This window comes from Arenibacter algicola (assembly GCF_018860365.1).
Taxonomy (GTDB): Bacteria; Bacteroidota; Bacteroidia; order Flavobacteriales; family Flavobacteriaceae; genus Arenibacter; species Arenibacter algicola_B.
Genome location: NZ_JAHKPO010000003.1, coordinates 527934 through 550476 on the forward strand (window position 1 = coordinate 527934; position 22543 = coordinate 550476).

At 39.4% G+C, this 22543-nt stretch carries 17 protein-coding genes and 1 tRNA gene; 14 read left to right on the forward strand and 4 right to left on the reverse strand.

The window, feature by feature from the left end; all coding sequences use genetic code 11:
* Positions 1-63 precede the first annotated feature (63 nt).
* The 5 genes from KO529_RS04225 to KO529_RS04245 all read left to right on the forward strand — a co-directional run bounded on the left by KO529_RS04225 (position 64) and on the right by KO529_RS04245 (position 11392).
* A complete protein-coding gene (locus tag KO529_RS04225) occupies positions 64-2304 on the forward strand; it encodes a GH92 family glycosyl hydrolase (RefSeq protein ID WP_215946658.1) in 2241 nt (746 codons plus the stop codon).
* Positions 2305-2322: 18 nt separating this feature from the next.
* Positions 2323-4566 (forward strand): DUF4838 domain-containing protein, encoded by a 2244-nt coding sequence (locus KO529_RS04230; RefSeq protein ID WP_215946659.1) that lies wholly within the window; start codon positions 2323-2325, stop codon positions 4564-4566.
* Between the two features lie 11 nt (positions 4567-4577).
* Positions 4578-6068 carry an alpha-L-fucosidase gene (locus KO529_RS04235; protein ID WP_252734297.1) on the forward strand — a complete coding sequence of 497 codons (1491 nt, stop codon included), beginning with the start codon at positions 4578-4580 and terminating at the stop codon, positions 6066-6068.
* A 379-nt stretch (positions 6069-6447) separates the two neighbouring features.
* Positions 6448-9774, forward strand: a complete 3327-nt coding sequence (locus KO529_RS04240) for a SusC/RagA family TonB-linked outer membrane protein (RefSeq protein WP_215946660.1) — start codon at positions 6448-6450, stop codon at positions 9772-9774.
* Positions 9775-9808: 34 nt separating this feature from the next.
* The gene (locus KO529_RS04245; RefSeq protein WP_215946661.1) at positions 9809-11392 is read left to right on the forward strand and encodes a SusD/RagB family nutrient-binding outer membrane lipoprotein; all 1584 of its coding nucleotides are present in this window, start codon (positions 9809-9811) and stop codon (positions 11390-11392) included.
* Between the two features lie 333 nt (positions 11393-11725).
* Here KO529_RS04245 and KO529_RS04250 read toward each other — a convergent pair whose 3' ends face one another.
* A complete protein-coding gene (locus tag KO529_RS04250) occupies positions 11726-13648 on the reverse strand; it encodes an FG-GAP repeat domain-containing protein (protein WP_215946662.1) in 1923 nt (640 codons plus the stop codon).
* Positions 13649-14102: 454 nt separating this feature from the next.
* On the opposite strand from KO529_RS04250, the gene KO529_RS04255 reads away from it, so the two are divergent.
* The 8 genes from KO529_RS04255 (at position 14103) to KO529_RS04290 (ending at position 20661) form a co-directional block, all read left to right on the forward strand.
* Positions 14103-14339 (forward strand): GIY-YIG nuclease family protein, encoded by a 237-nt coding sequence (locus KO529_RS04255; protein ID WP_215946663.1) that lies wholly within the window; start codon positions 14103-14105, stop codon positions 14337-14339.
* Between the two features lie 112 nt (positions 14340-14451).
* Positions 14452-14525 (forward strand) — tRNA-Pro (locus tag KO529_RS04260).
* Between the two features lie 226 nt (positions 14526-14751).
* A complete protein-coding gene (locus KO529_RS04265) occupies positions 14752-15999 on the forward strand; it encodes a site-specific integrase (RefSeq protein ID WP_215946664.1) in 1248 nt (415 codons plus the stop codon).
* A 1677-nt stretch (positions 16000-17676) separates the two neighbouring features.
* On the forward strand, positions 17677-18348 hold the full coding sequence (locus KO529_RS04270; protein ID WP_215946665.1) for a hypothetical protein: 672 nt from the start codon (positions 17677-17679) through the stop codon (positions 18346-18348).
* Positions 18349-18466: 118 nt separating this feature from the next.
* The gene (locus KO529_RS04275; RefSeq protein WP_093978903.1) at positions 18467-18757 is read left to right on the forward strand and encodes a helix-turn-helix transcriptional regulator; all 291 of its coding nucleotides are present in this window, start codon (positions 18467-18469) and stop codon (positions 18755-18757) included.
* 269 nt (positions 18758-19026) lie between these two features.
* Positions 19027-19323 carry a mobilization protein MbpA gene (mbpA, locus tag KO529_RS04280; protein ID WP_215946666.1) on the forward strand — a complete coding sequence of 99 codons (297 nt, stop codon included), beginning with the start codon at positions 19027-19029 and terminating at the stop codon, positions 19321-19323.
* A gap of 5 nt (positions 19324-19328) precedes the next feature.
* Positions 19329-20189 carry a relaxase/mobilization nuclease domain-containing protein gene (locus KO529_RS04285; RefSeq protein WP_354667766.1) on the forward strand — a complete coding sequence of 287 codons (861 nt, stop codon included), beginning with the start codon at positions 19329-19331 and terminating at the stop codon, positions 20187-20189.
* 4 nt (positions 20190-20193) lie between these two features.
* The gene (locus tag KO529_RS04290; protein WP_215946668.1) at positions 20194-20661 is read left to right on the forward strand and encodes a DUF6730 family protein; all 468 of its coding nucleotides are present in this window, start codon (positions 20194-20196) and stop codon (positions 20659-20661) included.
* 114 nt (positions 20662-20775) lie between these two features.
* Here the strand turns inward: KO529_RS04290 and KO529_RS04295 are convergent, their stop codons facing one another.
* From KO529_RS04295 to KO529_RS04305, 3 genes are read right to left on the reverse strand one after another with little or no spacing between them, the layout of a single operon-like run.
* A complete protein-coding gene (locus KO529_RS04295) occupies positions 20776-21120 on the reverse strand; it encodes a hypothetical protein (protein WP_215946669.1) in 345 nt (114 codons plus the stop codon).
* Between the two features lie 9 nt (positions 21121-21129).
* On the reverse strand, positions 21130-21492 hold the full coding sequence (locus KO529_RS04300; RefSeq protein WP_215946670.1) for a hypothetical protein: 363 nt from the start codon (positions 21490-21492) through the stop codon (positions 21130-21132).
* Positions 21493-21513: 21 nt separating this feature from the next.
* Positions 21514-21969, reverse strand: coding sequence for a hypothetical protein (locus KO529_RS04305; RefSeq protein ID WP_215946671.1), 456 nt, complete (start codon positions 21967-21969; stop codon positions 21514-21516).
* A 147-nt stretch (positions 21970-22116) separates the two neighbouring features.
* On the opposite strand from KO529_RS04305, the gene KO529_RS04310 reads away from it, so the two are divergent.
* Positions 22117-22335 (forward strand): helix-turn-helix domain-containing protein, encoded by a 219-nt coding sequence (locus KO529_RS04310; protein ID WP_215946672.1) that lies wholly within the window; start codon positions 22117-22119, stop codon positions 22333-22335.
* Positions 22336-22543: the final 208 nt, after the last annotated feature.

Below are 22543 nucleotides of genomic sequence, written 5' to 3' on the forward strand. Positions count from 1 at the left end.
ATGGAGTGTGTAAATTTAAGATTGAAGACCATTCAACGCAAACATAAATAGTAAAGAACAACTATGAGCTCAAAACATACAATTCTATTATTACTGGCAGTCTTTTCCCTAGGAGCTTTCGCCCAAAAACAACCCGTAGAATATGTGAATCCGTTTATTGGGACATCAAATTTTGGAACTACCAACCCAGGGCCTATTGCGGTAAGGGGTATGGTAAGTGTGTCCCCCTTTAATGTTGCGGGACCCAAAAATTTACCTTTGGAAAAAGACAGTCGATGGTTATCCACACCTTATGTTCAGGAGAACACTTTTTTAACAGGATTCAGTCACGTTAATCTAAGCGGTGTAGGCTGCCCGGAACTAGGGGTTATTTTGGCCATGCCCACCACAGGTGATCTTGAAGTTGATTATCTAAAATATGGTACTTCCTATTCCAATGAGATTTCTAAAGTAGGATACTATTCCAATACCCTGGATGATTATAATATTAAGGTAGAGGCCACCGCTACGACCAGGGTAGGGGTGAGCAAATATTTCTTTCCGAAAGGGGATGCCAATATTCTAATAAATCTTGGTTTGGGACTTACCAATGAACAAGGTGCTTCTGTAAAGGTAGTTTCACCAACGGAAATTGAAGGGGTCCGTTCTGTTGGTTCATTTTGCTATTATAAACCAGAGGAAGCTTATCCAGTGTATTTTGTAGCAAAATTCTCCAAGCCGGCGGATGAATTTGGGGTTTGGAAAAAGCCGACCACCTACAAGGGTGCCGAGGCGGAATGGATGGGCTACAATGGAAAGACAAGAATAATGCCCGGATATGCCATGGAGGTTGTAGGCGATAGCATAGGGAGTTATATGCGATATAGTTTTAAAGAGCCTACGGTAGTGGAAATGAAAGTTGGGGTTTCCTATGTCAGTATTGAAAACGCCCGTGAAAACCTGGAAAAGGAAACATCCACACGAAGTTTTGACCAAATTTTGGCAGAGTCCAAGGAAAATTGGAACGGCTATTTGTCCAAAATTGAGGTAGAAGGAGGTATTGAAGAGGATAAGATCAAGTTTTATACGGCCCTGTACCATACTTTAATACACCCCAGTACGCTAAATGATTATAATGGGGAGTATCCCAAAATTAGAACCAGGGAAACCTTAAGGACCCAGGATACTAGATACACCGTATTCTCCCTTTGGGATACGTATCGCAATTTGCATCAGCTTATGAGTTTGGTTTATCCAAGACAACAATCCGATATGGTAAAGAGTATGCTGCAGATCTATGATGAGAGCGGGTGGTTGCCAAAGTGGGAGTTGAATGCCACGGAAACTACCACTATGGTTGGGGATCCGGCAGGAATTGTTATAGCCGATACCTACTTGAAGGGTATAAAGGACTTTGATGTGGAAAAGGCCTATTCCGCAATGATCAAAAGTGCAGATCAGATTCAGGATAACCCCCTTCGCCCTGGACTAAAGGATTATTTAGAAAAGGGGTATCTGACCACCAAAACAACCAATAGTGGATCGGTATCTACTACCCAGGAGTACAATATTTCAGATTATGCCATAGCCCAGTTGGCCAAGTCCATGGGCAAGAAGAAAGATTATCAGCGCTTCTCCAAGAGGTCTATTTCTTATAGGAATCTTTTCGACAAGGAATTTAATCTTTTAAGACCTAAAAATGACGATGGATCATGGTTGACCCCCTATAACCCGGAAGCCGGGGCCAACTTCGTAAAAAATCTTGGATTCATAGAAGGCAATGCCTGGCAGTATTCATTTATGGTCACCCATGACGCCAAGGGTCTTATGCAACTAATGGGCGGGTCAAAACCTTTTGTAAATAGATTGCAGGATGTCTTTGATAAGGGGCATTTTGATATGGCCAATGAACCGGATATCGCCTACCCCTATTTATTCAATTATGTCAAAGGAGAGGAAAGACGGACGCAGCAAATGGTTTCGGACTTGCTTGATACGTATTATAAGAATTCGCCAGATGGACTTCCAGGAAATGATGATACGGGTACCATGTCTGCCTGGGCCGTTTTTTCAATGATGGGGATATATCCCATAAGTCCTGCCAATCCAATTTATACCATAACAACGCCACGGTTTAATAAGATAACCATACATTTGGATAGTGATTATTATCCACAGGAAAAAATAACTATAATTTCAAACTTTTCGGAGCAAAACAGGTTTATTGAAAATATTAAGATTGAAGGAAAACCACACAAGGGATATTTTATAGGTCATGATGAATTGGTAAATAGTAAAACTTTGGAGTTGAAATTGAACAAATAGGTCAAAATCGCATTGAGAATGAAAATATTTAAGGCAAATTTCAGAATCCTAAGTCTCTTATCAATATTATTGATCTTAGCATCCTGTAATATGGATGGGATTGAATTGGTTCATGACGGCCAATCCGATTACGAAATTGTAATTATGGGTAGGGCTACTGAAACTCAGCATGAGTCTGCCGAGATACTGCAACGATATCTACATGAAATAAGTGGGGCAAAATTAGAAATAGTTGATGAGGCCTCGCAAACTAGTGACAAGCAAAAAATTTATTTGGGTATCGATTCCGAAAGGCATTTGGAAGCGGATGGGATGTCTATAAGGACATTGGATAAAAACCTCTTGTTGTCAGGAGGGTCTGATAGGGCTACAAAATATGCTGTATACGAATTTTTGGAACGTTATTTAGGTTGTAGGTGGTATGCACCGGAAGTTGAGAAAATACCCTCTTCCAAAACAATTGATCTTCCTGCTTTGGATTATGTATATACCCCGGAAATTACTACTAGAACGGTACATTCAAGATTGTTTTACGATAACCCTGACTATGCGGAACAGCAGAAGGTAACATATGAATCCTTCCCTACTTATGTCCCCAGTGCTAGGGTACATACGTTCCACAAGTTTTTGCCCGAAGAAAAATTCTACAAATCAAATCCGGAATATTATTCATTGAGAGGCAACCAAAGGCTGCCTACCCAATTGTGTTTGACCAATCCTGATGTTCTGGCAATTGTTAAGGATTCGGTAGCTTCTTTGTTTCAACAATATCCACAGTCCAAGGTCATATCCGTGAGTCAGGATGATAATCAACAGCATTGCCAGTGCGACAATTGTAGTAAAATAGATGAGGAAGAGGGTAGTCCGTCGGGTACTATGATACGATTTGTAAATGAGGTGGCGGCTGCTTTTCCGGACAAAACGATCTCTACCTTGGCCTATCAATATTCTAGAAAGCCATGTAAGACAAAGCCCTTGGACAATGTATTGATTACACTTAGTTCTATAGAATGTGACAGAAGTGAGCCCATTGCCGAAAAATGTACCGATTTTGCAAACGATTTAATAGGATGGGGTAAATTAACCAAGAACATAAGAATATGGGATTATACAACACAGTTTACCAATTTTTTCGCCCCTTTTCCCAATTTACATACACTACAGCCCAATATTCAATTGTTTCGGGACAACAATGCAAAGTGGGTATTTGAGCAACACAGTAACAATCCCAGTGAACTTTTTCAACTTAGATCCTATATAACAGCAAAACTACTCTGGAATCCCGATCAAAATTTTGATGCACTGTTGACGGATTTTACTACTGGTTATTACGAAGAGGCAGGAATTTATATAAAAGAATACATTGATGAAATTCATGCCAAGTTAAGGGAGGACAAGAATTTTTTTCTATACCTCTACGGAGATCCATCTGAAGCTTTTTCATCCTATTTAAGTCCGGAGATGCTTTCAAAATATTCCCAATTATTTGATGATGCGGAAAAGGCAGTGGCCGAAAAACCAGAAATCTTGGCACGGGTAAAAGTGGCGCGCTTGGGGGTGGATTTTGCCGAACTGGAGGCCAGTAGAAAGAATTTTACCGACAGATATAGGCTTTTGATTCCCAATGAGGAAGGTAAAAAAATAATAAATCCGCTGGTAACAACATTACTGGATAATTTTACGGCAATCAGCGAAAAGAACAATATTACCTTAATGAATGAAATGGGTTTTACCGTAACGGAGTACCTGGCAAATTATATGTCGGCACTGGAGGTAATAAGAATGCCCAACGTTGCCATGGGTAAAAAAGTGGTTACCATTACAAAACCAAAAAAATACGCAAAGGAAGACCCCATGGCACTTACGGATAGGGCTTTGGGAGGAAGCAGTTTTTATGCCAACTGGTTGGGCTACGAAGGAAATGATATGGAGGTGGTTGTGGATTTAGGTGAGCCCATGAGCATTAGTACCATTTCTTTGGCCTTTTTACAGGTTACCAATCACATTGTTTTTTTTCCAGAGAAGGTTACCTATTCTGGCTCCTTGGATAACCAGCATTTTGAAAATTTTGGGACTATTAATAATCCTTTTCCCTTAACCAAGGACAGTAAGGTCAACGACATTCAATTTTTTAAATTGGATTTTGAAAAAAGGAATTCGCGATATATCAAGGTGAAGGCTTCAAATACAAAAACACCTTATTGGCATCACGCTGCAGGATTGCCTTCTTGGCTTTTTGCGGATGAAATAATAATTAATTAAATCCGATATAAATGAATATTACAAAAAACAGATTAAGATCTCTTTTGTTGGCACTAACATTGACTTTCATTTGTCAGGTAATGGGTGCACAGGCCATCTATGAGGACGAGAGGTATGTTCCCGAGACAGATCCCTTGGTATTGGAAAAATTGGAACAATGGCAGGATATGAAATTCGGCCTTTTAATGCATTGGGGAACCTATAGTCAGTGGGGTATTGTGGAATCATGGTCGTTATGTCCCGAAGAATATGGTTGGTGCGAGCGTACTAAGGGCTCCAACCCCAGTGATTATAACACTTATAAAAAGGAATATGAAGGTTTGCAGAAGACCTTCAATCCGGTGAAATTTGACCCGGACAAATGGGCCAAGGCGGCAAAAAATGCAGGTATGAAGTATGTGGTGTTCACTACCAAGCACCATGATGGATTTTCCATGTTCGATTCCAAATACACGGATTACAAAATTACGGATCCAAAAACACCATTTTCGACAAACCCCAAAGCCAATATCACCAAGGAAATTTTCAATTCCTTTAGGGAGCAGGGATTATGGGCAGGAGCTTATTTTTCCAAGCCAGATTGGAATACCCCTAGCTATTGGGATCCCTATTATCCTCCTAGGGACAGAAATGTTAATTACGAACCTGAGGCAAATCCCGAAAAGTGGCAGGCATACATAGACTTTACCCACAATCAAATATTGGAACTGCTAACAGATTACGGCAAGGTGGATATCTTGTGGTTGGATGGTGGCTGGGTGGCCAAAACACCAAAATCTGAAATTACCAATTGGTATGAGCAGCAATTGGTTAACAATGACAACGGGTATTTAAAGAACCGTATCGTTAACCAAGATATTAAGATGGATGAATTGGTGGTCAAAGCCAGGGAAAAACAGCCTGGATTAATTGTGGTGGACCGGGCCGTTCACGGTAAAAATCAAAATTACCTTACCCCGGAAAATAGGGTGCCGGAAAAGCCGCTTCCCTATCCTTGGGAGTCTTGTATCATAGCTGGCGGTGGATGGTCCTATTCTTTTGATGCCAAATACATGTCCGGACGTGAGGCAATCCATACCTTGGTAGATATAGTGGCCAAGGGAGGTAATTTGTTGTTGAATGTTGCTCCAAGCCCTGAAGGGGAGTGGGATGAAGGGGCGTACAAATTGTTGAATGAAATAGGGGACTGGATGTCTGTAAACAACGAGGCCATCTATGGCACACGGTCTTTGGCCCCGTTTAAGTTTGACAACGTATGTGTTACTGCCAAGCCTGATGGTACTGTATACCTCACCTATCTAGTAGAAAAAGGACAGACATCCCTGCCTTCAGAAATTGTCTTCCCTGATTATTTTCCTAAAAAAAGTGCCAAGGCACAAGTATTGGGAGGTAAACAAAAATTAAAATGGACCCAAAAAGACAAAGGTATGGCTATTCAGCTTCCCAAGGATTTGGAGGCTAAATTGTTGGACACCGAAGCATTTGTTATTAAAATAAAATAAGGAATTATACCATATTGGGAATTTAAAAATGAATTCTTTGGTCTAAAAATGCAAGGGAATACGATTCCTGAAGGAAGAAAAGGCTAAAGATATCAACAGTTTGTTCCTCTGGTAATTAACATATTTTATCATAAATTAATCATAATTTACCCTAGCACCCTGATAGTATTCATAACTATCAGGGTGCTTTTTTACATAAAAATCAAATTATTGTTAAGGTTCTCTACTAAAACGTTTTCGATAATACGTCATTAGGCTTTCGGCAATTGTCATTAGTCGAATTAATTTCTCCACCTAGGCGGGAAAATGAAAATTTAGTAATTATTTAACATTGGGGTAACTCCCTTAACATCTAATTAACTAACTAAAAATTATTAGTATGATTAAAAAATTTCATTACTATTTATTGCTGGCTTCATTTCTCGTTGTACAGGGAATGATGGCGCAGAACAAAACGGTTACCGGTACAGTGTCCGATGATTTGGGCACCCCGCTACCAGGTGTCAACGTTGTGGAGAAAGGTACATCCAATGGTACTTCCACGGATTTTGATGGTAATTACTCCCTAAATGTAGGGAACAATGCTACATTGGTTTTTTCTTCTTTAGGTTTTACCAAAAAGGAAATTGCAGTGGGAGCACAGACTTCTATTAAAGTTGTTCTTGAAGAGGATGCAGAACAATTAGGGGAAGTTGTTGTAACAGGTTTGGGTATTACCAGGGAAAAGAAGGCCCTTGGTTATGCTACTGCAACTATTAGTGCAGAAGCTTTGACCGAAACTGCAACACCCAACTTTGCAACTGCATTGTATGGGAAAGCTCCTGGGGTTAGTATAAATACTACTCCTGGTGGATCTACCAGTGCTTCCAACATTACTATAAGGGGTTTCGCTTCCATAACAGGTAAGAGTCAACCGTTAATTATTATGGATGGTGTGCCTATTAGGGATGGTGAAGTTTCCAACAATAACTATTGGGGAGACCAACGTCTTAGAGGTAATGGTCTTTTGGATATTAACCCAGAGGATATAGATAACATTTCCATTCTTAAGGGAGCATCTGCTGCCGCACTGTATGGTTCTGAAGCGGTAAACGGTGTGGTTTTGATCACTACCAAAAGTGGTAAGAACAAGAAGAAAGGAATGACTGTAGATATGAGTTCATCCTATAGCTTTGACAAAGTGGCTTATCTTCCAAGATACCAAACGGTGAGGGGACCAGGTGCTCCTTTGAACGTATCAGATGGTGGCCAGGATGCCGAAGGTTTTATTTATCATGATTTAGATGGCAATGGAACTGCCGAAACTAGAGGTGTGTTGGGTTATAGTATTAACTTTGGACCAAAATTTGACGGTAAGCCAACCATTGGTTGGGATGGAGTTGTAAGACCTTATGAGGCTCAGGATGACCGTTATGGTGGCTTGTTCAACACTGCACACAATACAAGTGTTAACATGTCCATTACCAATGTTACCGATAATTCCAATTTAAGGTTTTCTTATACTCGTCAGGATAATCAGGGGATCAGTATTGGAGCTGAGGAGGAAAAGAATATATTTAACTTAAATGCAACCTTTAAATGGGCTGATAATATGTCTACTGATGTAATTGTAAATTATGTAAATCAGTCCGTATTCAATAGACCTTATTCTGTAGACCGATTGATGAACAACTTTACAGGAATGATGTCCCCCTTCGATAGTGCAGATTGGTATTTGGCCAATTATAAAACTAGTAAAGGATATAAGTATGTTACAGGAACAAACCAAAGTTTAACTCCTGAGGAGAATATTATTTATCCTGGTTTTAAAGGAGATATCGGAAACTTTGTTTGGAGCGTAAAGGAGAATCGCTTGGAAGAGCAGAGCAATAGGATCATAGGAACTATCACCAATAATTGGGATATCGCCACCGGTCTTAATTTAAGAGGTAGAATTTCTACAGATTTCACCAACAGAAATTCAGAGGGCAGTAGTACTACATCTATACCTTTGGCTTTTGGAAATTCAGGTGGTTTCAGTATGAGTAATGATAGTTACAACTCTTTGTACGGAGAATTGTTGTTAAGATATGAAACCCCAATCACAACAGACTTAACCCTAGCCATGATGGCTGGTTACAACGCTACCAAACAATCTGAATCCCACCTAAACAGGGGAACCAATGGAGGTTTGAGCGTTGAAAATTGGTTTGACATATCTGCATCGGTTAACACACCTAATTCTGGAAGTAGCCGAAACTCTATTGTAAAGGATGCGTTTTTGGGTACCATGAATTTGGATTACAAGGGGTATTTTTATGTAGAGGGGACAATTCGTAGGGATAAGACCTCTACTATGAACCCCAACAACAATAGTTTTGTATATCCTTCGGTAAACTCCAGTTTTGTACTTTCAGAGGCATTTGACCTACCACTTTTTATGAATTATTTCAAAATTCGTGGATCTTGGGGTATCGTGGGTAACTACCCTGATATTTATGGAGCAAACATTGCCTATAACCAGAATACTTTGGGATCTCAAGGAGGCAACCCAGTGCTTTACACTACTATTCCTTCTAGTTTTGGTAACGACGGTATTAGACCAGAAGAGAAGCATGAGTACGAGTTTGGTTTGGAACTCAAATTTTTTCAGGGAAGGTTAGGTCTTGATGCTTCTTATTATAACGCCCAAATTGTTGATCAGATCTTGCCATTGACACTTCCGAATAGCTCTGGAGCCAGTAATGTGCTGACCAATATTGGTACGTTAAGGAACCAAGGATATGAATTTGCGGTGACTGGTACTCCTATAGACACTGGTTCCTTTAGATGGGATGCTATCGTAAACTTTGCCAAGAACAACAACAAGGTTGAGAAACTGGCACCTGGTTTGGATGAACTGTTACATGCGGATTATGATGGAAATGCTGCTCAATTGAAGTCGTTGGTAGGACAACCAATGGGGGATCTATATGCACATCCGGTGGCCACAGATGCACAAGGAAGAAAAATTGTGGATCCCAATGGAATGTATAAAGTGGATGCGGACAACATGGAAAAATTCGGTAACGCCATGCCAAAATGGACCGGTGGTGTTATGAACTCCTTTAGCTATAAGAACATTACTTTGGATGCCCTTGTGGATTTCCGTATAGGTGGGCATGTAATGCCAACTGCACTTAACTGGATGACCAGCCGTGGTCTAACAGAGGAGAGCACAAAGTTCATGGATACGGAAAGTGGCGGACTAAGTTATTACGAGGATGGTACAGGAAAAAGAATTCAGACAACTCCTGGAGCTGCTGCAGGTCCTGGAGGAGAAGTGGTTTATCATGATGGTATTTTGTTGGATGGTGTTACCAATGATGGTCAGCCTAACGATCAAATAGCTTCTGCCGCGGATTACTACTGGACCGTTTACAACTGGGGTGGACCTCAATATAGTCCAAACACCCGTTATGAACTATACATTAAAGAGAATACCTACTTTAAAATGAGAGAGTTGTCCATAGGCTACAAAATGCCAAGAAAAGTAATTGATAAGATAGGACTTAGTAAATTGCAATTCTCTGTTTTCGGTAGAAACTTGTTCTATCTATATAGAACAATCAAGGATATGGATGGGGAACAGACCACGGCAGGTTCTAGATGGTTCCAAAATGTTAATAATGTTGGTACCAACCCTTCAACTCGTTCTTTCGGTCTAATGGTAAGAGCTAGTTTATAATAATATAAATAAGAATTATATAAAAAGATATTTCATGAAAAAATTATCGATAATACTCAGTATTGTTATGGCTACAGCCATTAGCGGGTGTACTGAGGCAGATTTTAGCGAGAATTACGCAAACCCTTCAAAGGTATCGACAGCAACAGTAGAGAAGCAATTTGCTGGAATGTTGGTTGCCAATAAGGATTACGTTCTTCCTGCCTATTGGAACTATTTCGTAGTGCTTAGAACTACACTAACACGTTATACCCAAGCAGTAGGTTGGATAAATACTTCCAACCAATATGTTCCCGGTGAAGCTGGAATTGGTGGACGTTGGGGTAATTACTATGATTTCTTGGCACAATACAGGGAATTGGAGAAGATTTACAATAACCTTTCTCCAGAGGATCAAGCAGATTTAAGGGTATATATGCTTACGGCCACAATTTACCTTTATGATCATACCCAAAGGGTGGTGGACTTACATGGTGATATTCCATTCTCCGAAGCGGGTCGCTTAAGCCAAAATGGAGGTGATTATTTGGCGTCGTTGCCTACTTATGATACTGCCGAAAGTATCTATACTACTATGTTGGATGGTTTAAAGGCATTTTCTGACGAATTGAACAGTATCAATGTTAGCGCAGGAATCATGGTAGGGTTTCAGACCCAGGATTTTGTTAACGGAGGTGATTTGAGTGCTTGGAAAAAGTATTGTAATTCGCTTAGACTAAGAATGTTGACCAGGGTTTCCGGTGTTTCGGAATTCCAATCTAGAGCGCAGTCTGAGATTGCTGCCATTTTGGCCAATCCAGGGCAATATCCTTTAGTAGAGGATAATTCTGAAAATGTTCAGATAGACGTTGTTAGTTTGGATACTCCGATCAACTCCAAAAGCTTTAGAGGTGGACTGGAAGATTGGGACGGTAACTTGGCTGGAAAAGCCATGATAGATCACATGTTGGATAATACCGATCCTAGATTAAGAGCTATGTACGAACCAGGCGAAAATGCCGGTAGCGACTATTTAGGTTTGGATCCATTGCTTAATGAAAATGACCAAACTACTTTGGTAGCTACTGGTACCTTATCAAGATACAACCGTTCCACTTTAAGTAGAAACGAATATTTCCCTGGGCTTTTGTTTACAGCTGCTGAGGTAAGTCTACTTAAAGCAGAATATTATTTGAATGCCAGTAATGACGCCATGGCACAAGCTAGTTATGAGGATGCAATTGAGAAATCAACTGAATTCTACTATGCTTTACGTGATTTGAGTGCCGATGGTACCGCTATTGATCTAGTTCCTACCAATGATACGGAAATACAGGCCTATATTGGTAGTGCCGATGTAAATTGGGACAACGCAACTAATGATGATGAGAAATTGTCTTTGATCGCAACTCAAAAATGGATACACTTCAGTGTACTTCAATTGCCAGATAGCTGGGCAGAACAAAGAAGGTTGAATTTACCTGAATTTACTTTCCAGGTAGATAATGCCAACGAACAAACATTGCCACCTAGCCGTTGGATTTACCCAAATAGTGAGCGTGTTTATAACACAGACAATTATAATACAGTTAGTGGCGAGGATAATTTGACCACAAAATTATTCTGGGACGTTAATTAAGGAATTGAGTTAGTTTTTATTTTATTTTTTCAAAAGCCCGATACAACTATTGTATCGGGCTTTTACTTTTTGGCATTTAACAAAACTGAAAATGATTTTTGGTGAAATTTAAGGAGGCCGGCGAGTTTAACACCTAGAGCTTAAGTAGTTCTTTTTTATTAACAGTATTTAGCCGAATCCGATTGGAGATAAGGGGAGCGTAGCTTTATTAATACTCGAAATAGAATTTAAACATACCCATGTATGTATATCTAGGTCCTTTATACCATTCAATTTAAATTAATTCCACATTTTGTTATCAGAAAGAAAAACCCCATTTTGTTAGCTTGGTCTTTAATTTTTTAGGTAATAAAAATGTCCGTCTTCTGCCCCGATCAATAAATTTGGTTTACCGTCCTGGTCCCAATCCACTACAGTTGGACTCGTGGTATGGCCGGCCAATTTGGTATTGACCAGGTTGCCTCTTTTTTTGAAGATGGTATTTCCGTTAGATTCTCCTACGTTTTCGTACCATTCAATATTCTCACTATTGGCCAAAAGGTCAAGGTCTCCGTCCCCGTCCCAATCCGTGAATTGAATTTTTCTTCGCCCACTGCCACCTGCTTCCCGCTCCGTTAAACGCAGCAAATCGTTGCCAATGCTGCCATCCGCATTTTTGAAGATACGTTGTCCTGGCTTTAGATAGAGTTTACCTCTTTTTTTAAACCGTTCAAAAAAAGCCAAATAGCCTTCGTGATCTAACATTACCAAGTCCATTAGTCCGTCTTTGTTCCAGTCTATGGCGTAAGGCGTTGTTCTCCACTGGGTGGCCAATTCGTCTTTTTCTGGATTCCACCAGTTCCATTTTGGTTTGGGAACTGTGTTTTTCCCCCATGCCACCTTAACACCTCCCATTTTTGTTAATTTCGGCGCACCTTTCGTGCCTATGTTTCTATACCACTCTACCTTGCCAAAAATGGAATTTAATACAATATCCTTTAGGCCATCACCGTCCCAATCGGCAACCGTAAGGGTGGTGTATCCCCATTTGCGTTCGGCCGGACCTTGAATGGAACCGCTTTCCCCTGCCATTATCCGAATCACTTCCCCATCGGCCTCTAAATAAACGGGTTCTTTAAAATCTGGATTTGCGCTCCCGTCCAAATTCTCTATAAAACCAATATAACCTGCCGAATTTCCACATATTAGATCTTCATCCCCGTCTTCGTCCCAATCCACGCTGAACGGAGTGACCAAGGCTCCAAATTTTAGATTTTGACTTTTTTGCTGAATATAAACGGGCGACATAAAAATGGGCAAATTGTCCTTTACGGTACCTGTATTTTCAATAAATACCACTCTGCCATCTTCATCACCAACTACCAGGTCGATTTTGTTATCATTGTTCCAATCAAGGGCCACGGGCCGCATCATTTCCAAGTCCATTTCCAGGATACCAGTGGTATTCTCCAAAAATCTGCCTTTGGCATAGGTTGGGTTTTCTCTATTTCCGGTATTTTCAAAATAGGTAAATCGGTCTACGAATTCGCCACATATTATATCCAGATCCCCATCGCCATCAAAATCGGCCATATTGGGGGTGGTGTTGCCATAAACATCAATTGGTTCGTTCCCGGCCAATATTTTGCCGTCGTTCCTATATTTTCCATTGTCATTTGTCAATAAATACAAGTATCCTCGAAGGTCTCCGTTTGTCCATTCGCCTTTTTCGTTAAAGGCATTGTCCCATCCATATTCACTCCAGTCATCTATGCCTACAATGAGATCCATATCCCCGTCGTTGTCATAATCAACATATTTCCAGTCGCTAAAACGTTCTTTGTACAGATCCAATAACTCTGATGCCTGATAAAGGCCTACGGGCCGGGTATATCCATATCGTCTAAAGTTGTCATATTCCAAGCCAACACCTAAAAGCCTAGGTTCGTTCTCTACATAAGAAATAGCTACATTTCGCATGCCGTCACCAATTTTAACGGGGGCGTCAAATATGGGATTTCCGTGTTGGTCTTTTGTGCTGTTTTTAAATAAAAAGGTGCCATTAAAAGGAACATCGGTACAGGAAATAATGAGATCTAGATCCCCGTCCTGATCGTAATCCATAGGTAAGGGGTTGGCCCAGAGTCCTACTGCGAGATCCTTGGTAGTGCTGGTATCCTTGTATTGCAATCTTATTAATTTTTCATTAGTGGATTGGCCAATGGAAACAGTGGTACCCGTTAAGAACAAGCAGAGGATTAATCGTTTAAGCATCATAGGTGGATTTTACTAAGTTTATTACAGATTGATAGGTGTTTAAATAAAAATTTCAAATTAGTGTTTATTTTTCAAATGACCAACATCATACAAAAGGTACCTCACAGATGCAGGTACATAGCTGAAAATACCAATTAAATTTATCAGGAATTTGGGAATAATCCTTTGATCGACCACAATATAAGGGGTGAGTAAAAAAAATCATTTTTTTGCCTAAAGTTTAGGGTTAAATTGTTTGATCTTTCCTATTTTTGCAATCTCATTTTCGGGATGTGGCCCTTCGTCTACGCTCAGGACAGGCTGCCCCACAGGGGATTCATTTATAAATGGAGATTCTGAAAAAGAATATAGAGTATTGAGCAAATTGTAGTATCGGGATGTGGCGCAGTTCCCGCAAAGGAGCGGGACAGACCGGTAGCGTATCACGCCCCGGGCGTGATGGTCGCTTGAAATTATGGAATATGTAGTTTACATATTGTTCAGTGAAACTACCGACAGGTATTATGTGGGGCAGACGAACAATATTGAAAAACGGCTAGTTACCCATAATAATGGTGGTAAAAAGTATACATCCAAGGGCAGACCTTGGAATTTGATAAAAACTTATCCATGTACCGATCGAATTGAGGCGGTGCAATTGGAAAGAAAGATAAAGAATAGAGGTATCAAACGATATCTGGACGAAAAGTAATTTTTCGGGATGTGGCCCTTCGTCTACGCTCAGGACAGGCTGCCCCACAGGGGATTCATTTATAAATGGAGATGCTGAAAAAGAATAGAAAGTATTGAGCAAATTGTAGTATCGGGATGTGGCGCAGTCCGGTAGCGTACACGGCTGGGGGCCGTGTGGTCGCAGGTTCAAATCCTGTCATCCCGACTTGACTAGTTTCATCTAGTCGCATGACGTTGCAAATCACCTGATTTGCAACGTTTTATGTTTTTAGGGGGTCCAGATGAAACCTCTTGAAACTACCTGAAAACACCCCTCTGGTGTCCATAAAGGGATTTTGAAACCACAGTATTTTTTGTACATTGAAGTAGCTTTTGTAGGTATTTAACCTTGTGTTTTTACCATTTTATTTACTAATTTAAAGCTATGTAATATGTTAGAAAACAGTAGGTTATCGGTGGTATTCGTCACTCGGAAATTGAATTTGGAAAATGGGAACATTAAGATCTATGCTCGGGTCACCGTGGATGGAAAAAGAGCGGAATTCAGTTTAAATCGGGAATTGCCAGTGTCCCTTTGGGACGAAAAGCGAAAAAGGGGTAAGGGTTTTTCGAAGTATGTTATCTCCTTGAACAAATATTTGGATCAGGTTTTTACTGGATTGCACGAGGCACATCGGCAACTTTTACAGGAGGAAGTTGACATCACCTCTGCAGGAATAAAGGCCCGATATTTAGGAGAGGATGATAGGGGCAAGTCCCTTCTCGACTTGATAAGCTATCACAATACCTCCATGCTCAGTGTCCTTAGAAAAGGAACCATGAAGAACTATTATAGTACGGAACGTTGTATCAAGGAATTTTTAAATGAGAAAATGGGCGTAGAGGACATACCTCTAAAAAAACTGAATTATGGTTTTATTGTAGATTTTGAACAATATATACGTAAGTATAAACCGGCCACGCGAATGGGTTGTGCCAATAACGGTGCCATGAAACACATGGAGCGCTTAAAGAAGATGTCCAGGCTTGCTGTAAAACTGGAATGGTTGGAAAAGGACCCTTTTATCAATTATAAACTACGTTTTGAAAAAACAGAGCGCCAATTTCTAACGGAACGGGAGTTACAGCTCATTGAGGATACTATGTTTACTATACCAAGTACCCAACATATAAAAGACCTATTCATTTTTGCCTGTTATACGGGTTTGTCTTTTATTGATGTTAGTGAGCTAAAAATTGACCATTTGGTAAAAGGAATGGATGGCAACGATTGGTTATATACCAAAAGAACAAAGACGGATGAACCCTTGAAGATTCCTTTGCTACCGAAAGCTAAGGAAATCATTGATAAATATAGGCATAATGACCGTCTACTGAAAAGTGGAAGATTACTACCTCTTTACAGCAACCAAATGATTAACCGGACCCTACGGGATATCGCAACCGCCTGCGGTATTCGTAAAAAGATAACCTTTCATGTGGCACGGCATACTTTTGCCACGGCCATTACCCTTTCAAATGGAGTGCCAATTGAAACGGTTTCAAAACTTTTGGGACATACCAAATTGTCTACAACTCAGATTTATGCTAGGGTGGTTGAAAAGAAAGTAGGGGAGGATATGCAGAATTTGATGGCTACGATGAAACTAAAGAAAGTTAGGGCAGAGGAAGCGTCTTAGGTTGTGTTCTATTAAAGTACAAGGTCTGAATAAAAGGGGAGGTAAATTGTATGGATACTTTAAGAATGATAGCCCCCCCCCGGAAAAAGTTTTTTAATTAACCCTAAATTTCACGGGCACAAAACACTTTTAATAATTTGTAAACAACACAGCTGCAGGGGAGGAATTTTGAAGTTAAGGCTTTTGAGCAATACCCCTTTGACAAAAACCTGAAAACGCCTACGACCAGTAAGGTGCGAAAAGCCAAAAGATTTTCGCCCTTATTGGCGGGCTTGGTCATTTTCTCAAGTTAACACATTTCGCAAATCTATTTTCTTTCCATATTCCCTACGCTATCTGGCGTTTTTTGCTTTTGGACGATACCGGACTTATCAACATTGTAAACACAAAATAAGCACTTGTAACCCTAAAATGTATTAAGATATGGGCTAATTATACCTATTTCTCAAAGAAAAAGGTGTTGAACAACTGTTGACAAATATGTTTCCACGTAAGATGTATTAAATATAACTTTACAATATCAAAATTATTTAATCATTTTGCCTGTAAACCCTAGCAAAAATGCCGTAATAATTTAAATTGAAATACTGAAATGCAGACTGTCCTTTTAAATTCAAGTGGAAATAGTAAACTTTGTTTACCAGGAATTGAAAGCTTAGAATTTAGATTTACAGTAGAAAGGCATTTGTAAATGAACTGATCTTTAATTAGATCTACGGCATTAAAAAAGGATACGCGGTAACGTATCCTTGTTTTAGTCGGAAGGATGGCCCGAGGTCCATCCTATTTATTAACTCTTAAATCCATGAATTATGGCTAGAAGAGTAGTTATCAGAACTCGAATTGTGAGAGTCCCCGTAAGGATCAGAATCACAAGGCGAGTAACTATTACCACCAAAAGGTTGAGGTAGTAGTCCAAAAGGTGGGAGATCTATTCCCACCTTTTTTATTATACAAATTTATGTAACTAATATGATATTTAAGCATAATTCTTATTAAATAACACTAACATTTTGAACGACAGACGCGGAAAAAAACTCATCACAGAACAACTGTCGGAAAATTTTGATTGGCAACAGGTAATATGTACTCCCATGGGCAACTTCTCCCAGGTACCTTGCCAGGATCAATTAATAGGTTACATCATGTACCAGTTGTGAATTGCTTTCAATTCTTTAATTTTAAGGATTATTCACAGGGAACCGCTGGTATCCAATAGGGATACTACGTTGTGAAAACATTCAAAGCGGCCTTATCGGGTCGTTTTTTTTTGGTAATATTGCGGGAGGATCTCCTAAGAGAACTTCTAATATAATAATAACTCTTTTAATTATCCTATAGAGAAATGTATTTGCCATAAAATAAAGAATAATAAAGTGATATCTTGGAACCCCAAGCCTGCGGAAGTCGAAAAACCCTTCCACTCCAATCCTCCCTTATCCGACACGCTTCACCGGTCCACTAGGGAAGTCCCTCCGTTCGGGCCTGCCTGCCGCTAAGGGCAGATTTTTCCGACCTCCTCGGCCCCTCTAAAGAACAAGCGGCGAAGGGCCGCTTGACCTTTCTTCTCCCTACCCACAAAATCCAGCAAATCCCTATCCATTTTTTGAACCATAACATCGAAAATGTAAAAAGGTCTAATTTCTTTTAATTATCTTGAAATCAGCTTTTTGTAAAATGAAAAAGATAATCGAAAATATCGCCAATTGGTTGGTCGCCGTAAAGGGGAGAAAAGACAATATCCACCAGAACATTAATGCCTTTATGAGAAGAGGTTATAATGGACTGATTTTTGGGCTTATTCTTTTTGGAATACTTATGGTCTACTTTTCGTTCGATCTTTATGAAACCTACGAAAACTTTTGGTTGGCATTGCTTCCGATATGGTTTTTCGTGATTTTAATATTTGGTATTTTGGTATCTGATGCTTATACGGAGAAAGTGAAGTATCAAAGCCGAGGTTCACGAATGAAACTAGTCGGTTTCAATATGGATTTCAATGAGCATATTTTAAGAAGGATCTATGGTTCCTTGACCCAATATGAATATCTGGACGAGAACCTAACAAGCTTCTCCAATTTTTATGAAGTTATGGTCCTGGATTTTGATGAACACGATTCGGTGCTGCATTTTAACTGTACCCAGCCGCAATTGAAATATATTCTGGATAAGTTCAAACAACTTAAAAAGGGGATTAGCTTAAAATCCTTTGAGAGATCCAAAAAAATTTACCATAAGGGTAACTTGATATCGGCAGAGATACTTTCAAAAAAGTACAATGAGTTTCCGCCCAATTATGAATTTGAACAACAGATAGATTCATTCTTCGATTTCTTGGGGGACATTTGAATATTTTATGGGGTAGATTTCCCCTTTTTCTTCTTTTCACCCGCTTGCATCTCCTTTCTTTGCTTCGAACATTTGTAACACAGGTAGACCGCATTGCGGCTATTTTAAAGCGAGAATTATGGAAATAGAAAATGACATGGTAGATCTCTTAAGGGATATTAAGGGACTTCTTTCGCATCAAAAGAAAGTGATGAACGTAGATGATCTTGTTGCCTACACAGGACTCTCCAAAAGCAAGATCTACAAACTGACCCAGTTACGATTAATCCCCATGGGAGGTAACAAACACATCCGCCAGAAATTTTTTGATAAGGATATTATAGATGCTTGGTTATTAGGCGAACCTAATTTGTCAGATGACTTTTTGGATCAGGAATTCAATAAGCAATTGCCACGAAAAAAGAAGTAGTATTTCTATAATTACATACTAATTAGTAATAATACTAACAAGTAAAAAGTATGTGGATAGGTAGAAAATGATGAAACGGAATTTAGACGTAAAAAATCCGATTGAGTGAGAATTCAAGATGTGTCATTGTCATGACAAATCTTGCTTTTGCTCCCGATGGGTCGCAAAAGAATGGGAAGCAATAACTTGATTTTCGATATAGGATTATAGAGGGAGTTTCAAAGGATATTTTTTAAAAGGTTACAGGGTAAAGGTTCAGAAATGCCAAAATGAAAAAGGAGTTTGTACAGTTTAGATGTTCTATTTATGAGAAGAAACTGCTAAGGGTCAAGGCCGATAGGAGTGGACTTTCCATAAGTGAATATTGTCGTCGTGCGGCTTTTGATGATCGGATAATAGAACGTTTGACCCAAGAACAAATAGAGATGTACAAGATGCTGTCTAGGTATGAAACAAATTTTAAGCTTATTGGGAATATGTTCCGGAAACGCAATCCGAAATTGGCAGATGAAGTAGTTCAATTGGCCAGTGAGATACGACGACATCTTTTATCCTTTAGGAAATGATAGGCATGGGAAAATCCATATCGCATACCGGAGCATCCATGGGTTATGGTTGGAATGGGGAAAAGGAGGCAGAAGTCGTCTACCGCGAACACTTGTCGGGAGACAATCCTAGGGAGATCACTCAGGAGTTCAAGGTCATCCAGCAGCAGAACCATCTTTGCCAAAAGAATACCTTGAGTTTTGTGCTCAGCCCAACGATTGAAGATGGGCAGGGAATGACGAACAAAGACCTCAATGAAATCGTTGAAAGGTTTCTTAAGGAAATGAAACTAAAGGAACGCCAGGCCATCGGCTTTGTGCATAGGGATAAGGAACACACCCATGTCCACGTATATGTAAACCGTATCGATTTCAATGGGAATGCATACAAGGATAGTTTTATAGGAAAACGGAGCCAACAGGCGGCGGAAAATGTGGCAAAACAAATGGGCCTGACCACGGTAAAAGAAGTGCAGCAGGAAAAACTGAACCAGATTCAACATGTAAGAGGGGAAATAAAACGGATACATGATAAGGTCATGGAAAAGGACAAGCCAAACAACTTTGACAAGTACATCAACGATATGGCCAAGAACGGTGTGGAGGTGATTCCCAGTATCAATAAGCAAAACCAACTCCAAGGTTTCCGATTTGAATATAAGGGGCATAATTTAAAGGGGAGCGAAGTACATCGGTCCATGTCGATTGGAAACATAGCGGGAAATATGGGATGGGATAAAAATGTAGCCCAAAAGATGGCTAGAGAAAATACTGTAAAACTACTGGGCAAGCCCGTTGGGCTATCGCCCAACCTGGCTGCAACTATTGCAAGAAAGGTGGTCACTATTGCTGTCAAGAAATCAATTGGACTTGGAATGGAAATATAATATCATGGCAAAACTGGACGAAATTATGGAAGTGCTTACCCAAGAAATATCCGGGTTCAACAATTCCATTGGTAAACTGGAGGAACTATCCACAAAATTTGACGACCTAAAAATAACAGCGGACACCTCTCATTTGGAGTTTCAACTACAAGATTTTTTAAGGCTGCAAAAGATCAACTTAGAATTTTATAATAAGCGGATGGATAACGTCTTGGAAAATATAGAAAAATCTAGATGGACCCCAAAATGGGAGATTGTGATGCTATACCTTTTCATAATAATGAACACTTCGGCATTTGGCTATTTGGGCTATTATTTTATCACCTATGAACAGAAAAAAAAGGCTGAGGTTTTAAAAGTAAAAAAGGAAAGCTTGGGTAGGGCAAGAGGCTATTTTGAAGATCATCCGATCATATATAAGGATTTTGAAAAGTGGGCCCAAAAGCAGGATAGTGTTCTAAATCGGGAGTAGGGTTGCGCCCTAATTCGATTTTACTTTACGCTAATCATCCCGAACGCTATAAAATCGAATTAGGATCCATGCGCCGTTAAGTTATGGTAAGATTTAGGGACCATGCTAAAGGTATTATTTTAATCCCTCCCTCAATTTTTCCTCTCTATAATAAAGATTGAGGTCGTCCAAAAGCGACTCTTCCCCTTGCGGTAATAACCTATTGGCAATTGTAAGTACCTGACGGATATATTCCTTTTCATATCTGTCATTGATATCATCAATTAGTTCTGGATCGATTGCCTTCATGGCCAAGTAGAGCATGGCTCGGACGGTCAATACCAGGTCTACATGGTTATCTACATAAAAGAGACTTACCTCAAACTTGTTTTTAAAGAAGGAGTGCGGCTTTAATGTAGGGTGGTAATCCAGTGCCTGATGTTTTAAGCTATTGATCAGTTTTTCTTCGTTCGGGTTCATAGTTCATATTTATTCAGATGAATTTGATTTGGCATTGTCCAAACCGTTCAGCTTTTCGGTTACGTAGTCCATAAAATCCATTTGACTGTGTGGCAGTATATTTAGGACCAATTCCAGCACCCTGCAAACACTGTCATGTTTGGTTACATTTTGATTGTTCGGGGACAATAGCATTCCGTTCCCGTCCAATGCAAATACACATACTTCCAGAAGGCTCGCTATGTTCAACAGCAGATCATTGTTGTCCCTTACCTCTAAGGATACCTTATGATTTCCTAATGATGGATTACTTATATCCTGTTTTAAAAGCCCCATAAGATTTTGGTGCAGTTTATGGATGTCTTTCAGTGTTTTTCTTTTTTTCTTTTTCATAGCCTGTTTTTTTTAGGGTTTTTATTTGGTTTCCAAATCCGGTAAAATATGCCGAATCTTATCAAGGAATTCCATTTCCTCATAGGGTATCATATTGAGTATATACCCGAGTACTTCACGAATGTTATGTTCGGGTTCTGGAACGACACTATTTGGGGTGCGTTCAGCATCCAATGCCGTGATGCATACCTTTAATAAACTGGAAATCATAAAGGAGGTTTCCAGATAGCCATCGGTGATAAGGTTTACAGTATAGAGTTCCTTTTTGGAAGGGTAGCGTTTTAAGGTATGGAAATGTTCCTGGGCCAATTCCCTTATTTTATGCAAGATGTCTTTTTCCTCCGATTCCTGATGTTCCACTTGAGAAGTACTCTCATTAACGAACGTGTTTTCTTTGGTTGGTTCTCGATTATCAAAGTACTTTCGGCATTCTTTATTTATTGTGTTTTGTTCTGATTTACTGATTTCATGGCCCATAATATTTAGTGTGTTAGAATCATTAATATATCTTTAGATTATCTAATCAAATCTATAGATAATCTATTTAAATTCCAAACAAAACTTTAGATATTCTATATTTTTCATTAAGAAAAGTATATTTATGTAATCAAATTCAATAGAGTTATGACTTCGCTAGGATTATTTTTAACCAAAAAATCGGTAAATCGTGCCATGGTCTCAAGACGGACAGGTATTAGTCAGGCTAGGCTTTCCCAATTAAGTTCTAACGAATCTACTAAACTTCGGGCCGATGAACTCTATTTGATTGCCTTGGCAATAGATATTGATCCTTGTGAATTATTAAGGGAAGTATTTAAAGGACTTAAACTACCTAAAGATTAAAGACTGTTGGGTATAGATTTTTATTGTTTTAAACCAATTGAAGTATGTGGAATCCGAGTTTTAGAGATTAGCTAGATTCTTTATATATTCAACATACAACATATGTAGGCGAATAAATAGTAGTTTAAAAATAATTGATCTTCGGTACTTTTGATACTGAAATTCAATGGGATTTAAACTGTTTTCTCTTGCTGACAATCATTGTTTC

Excerpts from the sequence above, each read along its gene's own strand:
- KO529_RS04290 (WP_215946668.1), top strand. The coding sequence starts at position 20,194 with ATGGCAAAACTGGACGAAATTATGGAAGTGCTTACCCAAGAAATATCC.
- mbpA (WP_215946666.1), top strand. The coding sequence starts at position 19,027 with ATGAAAAAGGAGTTTGTACAGTTTAGATGTTCTATTTATGAGAAGAAA.
- KO529_RS04240 (WP_215946660.1), top strand. The coding sequence starts at position 6,448 with ATGATTAAAAAATTTCATTACTATTTATTGCTGGCTTCATTTCTCGTT.
- KO529_RS04250 (WP_215946662.1), bottom strand. The coding sequence starts at position 13,648 with ATGATGCTTAAACGATTAATCCTCTGCTTGTTCTTAACGGGTACCACT.
- KO529_RS04225 (WP_215946658.1), top strand. The coding sequence starts at position 64 with ATGAGCTCAAAACATACAATTCTATTATTACTGGCAGTCTTTTCCCTA.
- KO529_RS04300 (WP_215946670.1), bottom strand. The coding sequence starts at position 21,492 with ATGAAAAAGAAAAAAAGAAAAACACTGAAAGACATCCATAAACTGCAC.
- KO529_RS04265 (WP_215946664.1), top strand. The coding sequence starts at position 14,752 with ATGTTAGAAAACAGTAGGTTATCGGTGGTATTCGTCACTCGGAAATTG.
- KO529_RS04275 (WP_093978903.1), top strand. The coding sequence starts at position 18,467 with ATGGAAATAGAAAATGACATGGTAGATCTCTTAAGGGATATTAAGGGA.
- KO529_RS04255 (WP_215946663.1), top strand. The coding sequence starts at position 14,103 with ATGGAATATGTAGTTTACATATTGTTCAGTGAAACTACCGACAGGTAT.
- KO529_RS04230 (WP_215946659.1), top strand. The coding sequence starts at position 2,323 with ATGAAAATATTTAAGGCAAATTTCAGAATCCTAAGTCTCTTATCAATA.
- KO529_RS04245 (WP_215946661.1), top strand. The coding sequence starts at position 9,809 with ATGAAAAAATTATCGATAATACTCAGTATTGTTATGGCTACAGCCATT.
- KO529_RS04305 (WP_215946671.1), bottom strand. The coding sequence starts at position 21,969 with ATGGGCCATGAAATCAGTAAATCAGAACAAAACACAATAAATAAAGAA.
- KO529_RS04270 (WP_215946665.1), top strand. The coding sequence starts at position 17,677 with ATGAAAAAGATAATCGAAAATATCGCCAATTGGTTGGTCGCCGTAAAG.
- KO529_RS04235 (WP_252734297.1), top strand. The coding sequence starts at position 4,578 with ATGAATATTACAAAAAACAGATTAAGATCTCTTTTGTTGGCACTAACA.
- KO529_RS04310 (WP_215946672.1), top strand. The coding sequence starts at position 22,117 with ATGACTTCGCTAGGATTATTTTTAACCAAAAAATCGGTAAATCGTGCC.
- KO529_RS04285 (WP_354667766.1), top strand. The coding sequence starts at position 19,329 with ATGGGAAAATCCATATCGCATACCGGAGCATCCATGGGTTATGGTTGG.
- KO529_RS04295 (WP_215946669.1), bottom strand. The coding sequence starts at position 21,120 with ATGAACCCGAACGAAGAAAAACTGATCAATAGCTTAAAACATCAGGCA.